This is a genomic window from Caballeronia sp. LZ032, assembly GCF_031451315.1.
Lineage (GTDB): Bacteria > Pseudomonadota > Gammaproteobacteria > Burkholderiales > Burkholderiaceae > Caballeronia.
The window spans coordinates 1-7,774 of sequence record NZ_JARUXP010000016.1 but is presented as its reverse complement, the minus strand read 5'-3'; the positions used below and the strand labels follow the sequence as shown (position 1 = coordinate 7,774).

1 protein-coding gene is annotated in these 7,774 nt (G+C 66.3%); it reads left to right on the top strand.

The window, feature by feature from the left end:
• Positions 1-57 precede the first annotated feature (57 nt).
• On the top strand, positions 58-7,774 hold a 7,717-nt coding region (locus QCE69_RS38960), incomplete at its 3' end, for a hemagglutinin repeat-containing protein (protein ID WP_309936103.1).

Here is a 7,774-nt window from a genome sequence, read left to right as displayed (position 1 = left end):
TTGCTTACGTTGCCATGCCTCGCGAGCCGGTTCCGCCGACTCCCTTTCTGCAAGAACATGAATCACGGTCTTTTCAAGCTGGTGTACAACCGTCTGCGGCATATGCTCGTCGCTGTTGCCGATTTCGCATGCGCTCACGGCAGCGGGCCGGGCGTGCGGGTCGCAGGCACGCGCAACGCGGCGCGGCCCCTCCTGTTGCGTCCGCTTGTTGCCGCCGCGATGCTGTGCTTCGGATCGCTCGTCGTAATCGCACCGACGCGCGCGCAGATCGTCGCGGTCCCGGGCTCCGGTGCGCAGGTCATACAGACGCAGAACGGCCTCGCACAGGTGAACATCGCCAAGCCCTCGGGCGCGGGGGTGTCGGTCAACAACTACTCCCAATTCGACGTTCAGCGACAAGGCGCGATCCTCAATAACTCGCCCGCCATCACGCAGACGCAGCAGGCCGGATGGATCAACGGCAACGCCAACCTCGCGCCGGGCGGCTCCGCGCGTGTGATCGTCAATCAGGTGATGAGCCCTTCACCCTCCGCGATTCGAGGGTACGTTGAAGTCGCCGGGCCGCGCGCCGAGGTCGTTGTTGCCAATCCAAACGGATTGATAGTCGACGGGGGCGGCTTCATCAACACGAGCCGCGCCATTCTGACCACGGGCACGCCGACCTTCGGGCCGAACGGGTCGCTGACGGGCTTCACGGTGAGCGGCGGCAACCTCGTCGTGCAAGGTGCGGGCTTGAACGCCGCCAACATCGATCAGGTCGACCTGCTCGCGCGCGCAATCCAGGTGAACGCGGCCATTTACGCGAACCGGCTCAACGCGGTCACGGGCGCAAACGGCATCGAGCACGATTCGCTCGCCGCGACGCCGGTCGCGGGCAACGGCACGGCACCCGCCGTCGCGCTCGACGTGAGCGCGCTCGGCGGCATGTATGCGAATCGCATCTTTCTCGCGTCGAACGAGTATGGCGTCGGCGTCTCGACGCGTGGCGTGCTTGCCGCTCAGGCGGGCGAGCTCACACTCACGTCGAACGGGAAACTCGTGCTCGCGGGGCAGACCAACGCAAGCGGCACGCTCAACGTTGCTGCGCGAGACGGCATCGACAACCGCGGCACCACATACGCGCAAGGCGACCTCGTCGCCACGACGGGCGGAGTGCTGGCGAACAGCGGCCTGCTTGCGGCGCAGCGTCAGACAACGCTTCGCGCGGACAGCATCGCCTCGACGGGCACGCTTGCGGCCGGCGTGAACGGTGATGGGTCGTTGGCGCAATCGGGTGACCTCGACGTGAGCGCATCAGGCGCCGTGGCGGCGACCGGCCGTAACGTTGCCGGCGGCAATGCAGCCCTGAGCGGCAGCGCGCTCGATCTCGGCGGCAGCACTACGTCTGCGCACGGCGCGCTCGTGCTCGCGGCGCGCGCCGCCGATGCGAACCTGTCGGGCGCGACGGTCACGGCCGGCGGCGGCCTCAACGTGAGCGCCGCGAATGCGCTGGTCAACGATCAAGGCACGATCAGCGCGGCCGATGTCCAGCTGGACGCGGCGTCGCTCTCGAACCGCGATGGCAAGGTCGTGTCGAGCGGTGCATTGACTGGCGATGTTCGGGGCGCTTTGCAGAATCTAGGCGGCACGATGCAGGCTACGGGCGCGGCACAGGTGCGCGCAGGCGGCATCGACAACAGCACTGGCGCGATCGCAGGCAGTCAGCTGACGATCACCGCGTCGGGTATCACGAACCGCGGCGGGACAATCGCGCAGACGGGCGCAGGCACGGCCGCGCTTGCCGTAGCGAACACGCTCGACAACCGCGGCGGCTCGATTGCCAGTAACGGACGTGTGGCTGTCGTGTCCGGCACAGTCGTGAACGCGTCGGGCTCCATGACGGCACGCGACGGCCTTGCGGTGACGGCCGACGGCGTGCTCGATAACGCCGACGGCAAACTGCTGTCGAACGCAGACGTGAACCTGGTCAGCGCTGCGTTGAACAACGACGGCGGCCAGATCGGCGCAGGCACGAACGAGACGATTCGGACCGGGCGACTGACCAATAGCGGCGGCTCGATCGTCGCGCCGAACCTCACGGTCACGAGTACCAGCACAATCGACAACACCGGCGGCGGGATTGAGGCGAACGCGCTCAATGTCAACACGACGGAACTCATCAATCGCGCGGGCCGGATCACGCAATACGGCGCAACGTCGACTGGATTCCATGTCAGCAGCACCTTCGACAATTCCAACGGCGGCATCTTTCAGACCAACAGCACGGATCTGACGCTCGCGCCGGGCGCACTCATCAACGACGGCGGCTCCATCATCGATGCTGGCACGGGCACGCTGATGATTGCGCCTGGCAACGGCGCCGGCTATTTCTCGAACGCCGGCGGCCGGATCATTACAGCCGGCACGCTCACCGCGCAGGCCGCTGGCCTGAACAACGCGAATGGCGTGCTGGCCGCACAAGGCGGGATCTCCGCGCGCTTCGCTGGCGACATCGACAATACGCAGGGCGCGATGCGCGCGCTCGGGTCGCTGTCGCTCGCCAGCGGCGGCCACCTGACGAACACGAACGGGCAGGTTCAAGCGGGCACAGGCACGGGCGCAGGCGTTGATCTGAGCACGCTCGACCTTCAGGCGGCGAGCATCGACAACACGAGCGGCCTCGTGAACAATCTCGGCACGGGCGATGTGGCCGTGCGAGGCGGCAACGGCATCGTCAACCGCGGCGGCACGATGACCGCCAACGGCCGCATTTCGGTCGACAGCGCCGCGCTCGTCAACACGCAACGCGCGCAGTTGAGCGGCGCGAACGTCACAGTTCAGGCCGACGCGGTCGACAACAGCGGCGGCGGGATCGGCAGCGTGGCCGGCTCGCATGGCGACGTGACGATCACGACCTCCGGCACGATCACGAACACGAGCGGCCAGATCGGCGCGACCCATGACCTGACGATCAACGCGGCAACGCTCACGGGCGGCGGCGCCTACAGCGCGGCGCATGACGTGACCGTGATCGTCCAGGGCGACTTTGCGCCAACCGCTGACGTGCAGTTCAGCACCGGTCACGACCTGGCCTTTACGCTGCCCGGCACGTTCACCAACGGCGTGCTGCTCCAGGCGGCGAGCAATCTCGACGTCAACGCGGGCGATGTCCGCAACAGCGGCACGATGATGGCGGGCGGCACGCTCACCACGCACTCGAACACCCTGACCAACACCGGGGTGATCGTCGGCGGAAGTGTTTCGCTCAATGCAAGCGGCGCACTCCTCAATCTCGGGCCGACGGCACTCATCGGCGCGACCGATAGCGATGGCACGCTCGAACTGCTCGCCACCGATATCGACAATCGCGACGACACCACCGCGACCGATACGCAGGCGAGCACCGCGATCTATGGCTTGGGCAAGGTCGTGCTTGCGGGCGGCAAGGACGCGGACGGCAACTATACGAACGCGAACCTGATCCGCAATCAGTCGGCGCTGATCGAGTCGGCGGGCGACATGGCGCTCCACGCCGCTCAGGTGACGAACACGCGCACCTCGATGACCACGACCGGCTTGAATCAACCGCTCGACCCCGCGTTGATGGAGCAGCTCGGGATCAGCATGTCGGGCTGCACCGCCTGGTACGCCGCCGCCTGCGCCGGTCAGAACGTGCCGTGGGGCGCGCCGCCCGATCCGAACGCCATCGGCGGCGCGTACATTGAACCGCCGCACGGCGGCCAGTGGAACAGCGGGTATCAGTACACGACCTACACGGGCGTCGCGCTCGCCAACCTGATCGCGTCGATCCGCCCGCAGGCGCAGATCATCGCCGGCGGCAGTCTCGACGCGTCGCACGTCGGCCTGTTGCAGAACTTCTGGAGCGCGGTCGCGGCGGCCGGCGACATCGCGGCGCCGTCGACGCTGGATCAGAACAGCTGGCGCGGACAAAGCGCGCCCGTCGTTCAGGTGACGTACTCGGGCTATTACCACTACAACAACTACGACGACTCGGAACACAACTGGACGCTGCCGTTCGGCGATGCGCCGTTTGTCGGCGGTCGTCCGGGTGGTTATGCTCAGATCGCACCGGCCGATATCCGATACTTCGCGCTGCCCGCCTACGAATCGAGCTTTGTCGCAGGCCGCACGTTCTCGGGCTCGGGTGTGAGCATCGACAACACGGCGGCCAACGCGGGCTTGCCGTCTATCGGACTCGCTCCGGCTCAGGCGGGTTCAGGCGTCGTGATTGGCGACCTTGGCACGCGGCCCGGATCACCGGCGATCGGCGGCGCGAGCTGGGTCGATCCCGTGATCGCGGGCGCGACGGCGCAGAGCGTGTTGCAGAACCTCTCGATTCCGCCAGGCGGCCTGTTCAGTCGCACGAGCGCGCCGGATGCGACCTATCTCGTCGCGACCAATCCGGCTTTCACGAACCAGCGGAGCTTCATCTCGAGCGACTACTTCTTGCGGCAACTCGACCTCGATCCGCAGAAAGTACAGAAACGCCTGGGCGATGGGTTGTACGAGCAGCAGCTCGTGCGCAATCAGGTCACTGCGTTGACCGGCCGCGCCGTGCTCGGTCCCTACACTGACACGCAAGCCATGTATGAGGCGCTGCTGGCCGCGGGCGCGTCGCTCGCGAAGTCGCTCGATCTGCCGCTCGGCATGAGTCTGTCGCCGGAACAGGTCGCGGCGCTCACGAGCAACGTCGTCATCATGCAGACGGTCATCGTCGACGGTCAGTCCGTGCTCGCGCCCGTCGTGTACCTCGCGAAGGCAAGCCAGCAGAACATGAACGGGCCGCTGATCGCCGCGACCGATGTCGATCTGAAGGACGCACAGACCTTCAGCAACAGCGGCACGATACAGGCGGGCAACACGCTTTCGATTCAGGGCAAGCAGATCGACAACGCTTTCGGCGCGCTGCGCAGCGGCGATCTGATGTCCCTTACCACGCAGGGCAACGTCGATCTGACATCCGCCACCCTCAACGCGGGGAGCCTGGCACTGAACGTCGGCGGCAATCTTCTCCTCAATACCGCTGTCAATACAATCCACCAGGTCAGCGCGACGGGCGCGACGCGCACCGTGAGCACGCTCGGGCCGCTCGCGACCGTGAACGTCGCAGGCGACGCGGCGATCGTGACCGGCGGCGACCTTCAGCAGAACGCCGGCACGCTGGACGTCGGCGGCAATCTCGCCATGCTTGTCGGCGGAAACTATGAGCTCGGCTCGGTGCAGACGGGCGAGAACAAGGTCGTCGAGCGCGCCAATGGCGTGTCGCATACCAATCTCAACCAGACGACCGGCAGCGCGGTCAAGGTGGGCGGCATGACGCAGATCGGTGTCGGCGGCGACCTCACCGCGACCGGCGCGTCGCTGGATCTGAACGGCGGCGGCGTGCTCGCGGCGAATGGCAATGTCACCCTGCAGGCCGCGCGCGCGACCTCAATGGTCGACAGCAACAGCGCAGGCGCCGACGGTCACGGCACTTACTCGGAGTCGCTGCACCGCTCGGACGATACGCTCACGAACACCGTGCTCAACGCGGGTAACTCGCTCGTCGTGGCGTCGGGCAAGGATATCAACGTCACAGGCAGCGCAATCAACCTCGACCACGGCACGGCCGCGCTTGCGGCGACCGGCAACGTCAACATTACGGCCGCGACCGAGACGCACGTCGAGAACACGCAGGAGCAGCACAGCCACAGCAATGCGGTCAGCGGAAAGGAGGTCACGAGTTCGCGCGCCAGCACGGCGACGCTTGCACAAGGCAGCATGGTTTCCGCGGACGCGGTGACGATCGCCAGCGGCCGCGACATCAACGTCCAAGGCAGTACGATCGTCGGCACCAACGACGTCGCGCTGAGCGCGGCGCATGACGTCAATATCGGCACGTCGCAGGACACGATGACGTCGTCCAGCAGCTATCAGGAAAAGCGCTCCGGGCTCGGAACCAGCGGCCTGACCGTGACCTATGGCAGCAACAATCACGCGACGACCGATCAGGCTTCGAGCGTGACGAACAACGCGAGCACGGTCGGCTCGCTGGCGGGCGATCTCTCGATTCAGGCCGGCACTACCCTGCATGTGACCGGCAGTGATCTGCTTGCGGCGAAAGACCTCGTCGGCCTGGGCGCGAACGTCACCATCGACGCGGCCAAGGATACGGCGCAGCGTTCGCGGACGGAAACCTCGCATTCGAGCGGCCTTGCGCTCGGGCTGTCGGGTTCCGTGGGCGATGCAATCAATAACGCCTACACGCAGAGCCGCGCCGCGAGTCGTTCGGCGAGCACGGGCAACGACCGAGCGGCGACGCTGCACGCGATCGCGGCCGCGGGGAATGCGGCGATGGGCGTTGCCGGCGCGAGCCGTGGCGCGCTGATGCGGGACCCGAGCATTGCCGTTCAATTGAGCGTCGGGTCGAGCAGCAGCCGCAGCGATTCGAGCGAGGCGCAGACGATAAATCGCGGTTCGTCGGTGAACGCAGGAGGCTCGGCGGCGTTCGTGGCAACCGAGGGAAACCTGAACATCGCCGGCTCGAACATCAGCGCAAGCGACGTGGTGCTCGCCGCGAAGGATCAGGTGAACGTCGTCAACACGACCGACACGGCGTCGACGCGCAGCTCCAGCAGCACCAAGAGCACGAGCGTCGGTCTGTCGTTCGGCACGAACGGTTTCGGCATATCGGCGGCGATGGCGAACGCGCACGGCGACGCCAACAGCGACGCGGCAATTCAGAACGCGTCGCACGTTACGGGCGCGAATAGCGTCGCGATCGTCTCAGGCGGTGATACGAACGTCATCGGCTCGCAGATCGCCGGAAGACAGATCGCGGCGGACGTCGGTGGCAATCTGAACATTGCGAGCGTGCAGGATATGACGGTGAGCGCGGCGCATCAAAGCAGCGCCGGCGGGGGCTTCACGATCAGTCAGGGTGGCGGCGGCGCGAGCTTCAGCGCACAGAACGGCCATGCGGATGGGAATTATGCGCAGGTCAAGGAACAGGCGGGGCTATATGCGGGCGACGGCGGCTTTGATGTGTCGGTCAAAGGCAATACGGCGCTCACGGGCGCGGTCATTGTCGGCGCGGATGACGCAGCGAAGAACAGTCTGTCCACCGGTACGCTGACGTTCGCGGACGTCGGCAACCACTCGCACTATTCGGCGAATAGCATCGGCGGATCGGTGGGTCTGTCGCCGGGTCCGAGCTCCGATAAGGCTGTCGGTCCTGCTTCAGTGCCGGGCTCGGGCGGGCTGGTGCCGATGATCGGCCAGCATGAGAGCGGCGACCAGAGCGCGACGACACGCAGCGCGATCAGCCCGGGCACGATCACGCTGACTGACGGCGCCTATCAGGCGCAAGACATCGCGAGCCTGAGTCGCGACACGACGAACACGAACGGGACAGTAGCGAGCACGCCCGACGTGAACGAGATCCTGAACAAGCAGGCAGACACGATGCAGGCCGCACAGGCGGCGGGTCAAGTGGTCGCGCAAGGTATTGGCGCGTACTTTGATATGAAGCACGCGCTGGCCGTCGCCGATCACGATCAGGCGACAGCCGACGCGACCGCCGAGGGCGGAAGGGACCGGGTGATTGCGCACGTCATCGGCGGCGGCTTGATTGGCGGATTGGGCGGCGGCGGCATCGACACGGCAGCCGGCGGCGCTGCGGGCGCGGGAGTGGCGTCGGGATTCGCGCCACAGCTGAGTGAAATAGCCGAGGGTGTGGGAAACGCGACCGGCTCGAAGACGCTTGGAAATTTCGCAGCGAATGTAGTCGCGGGCG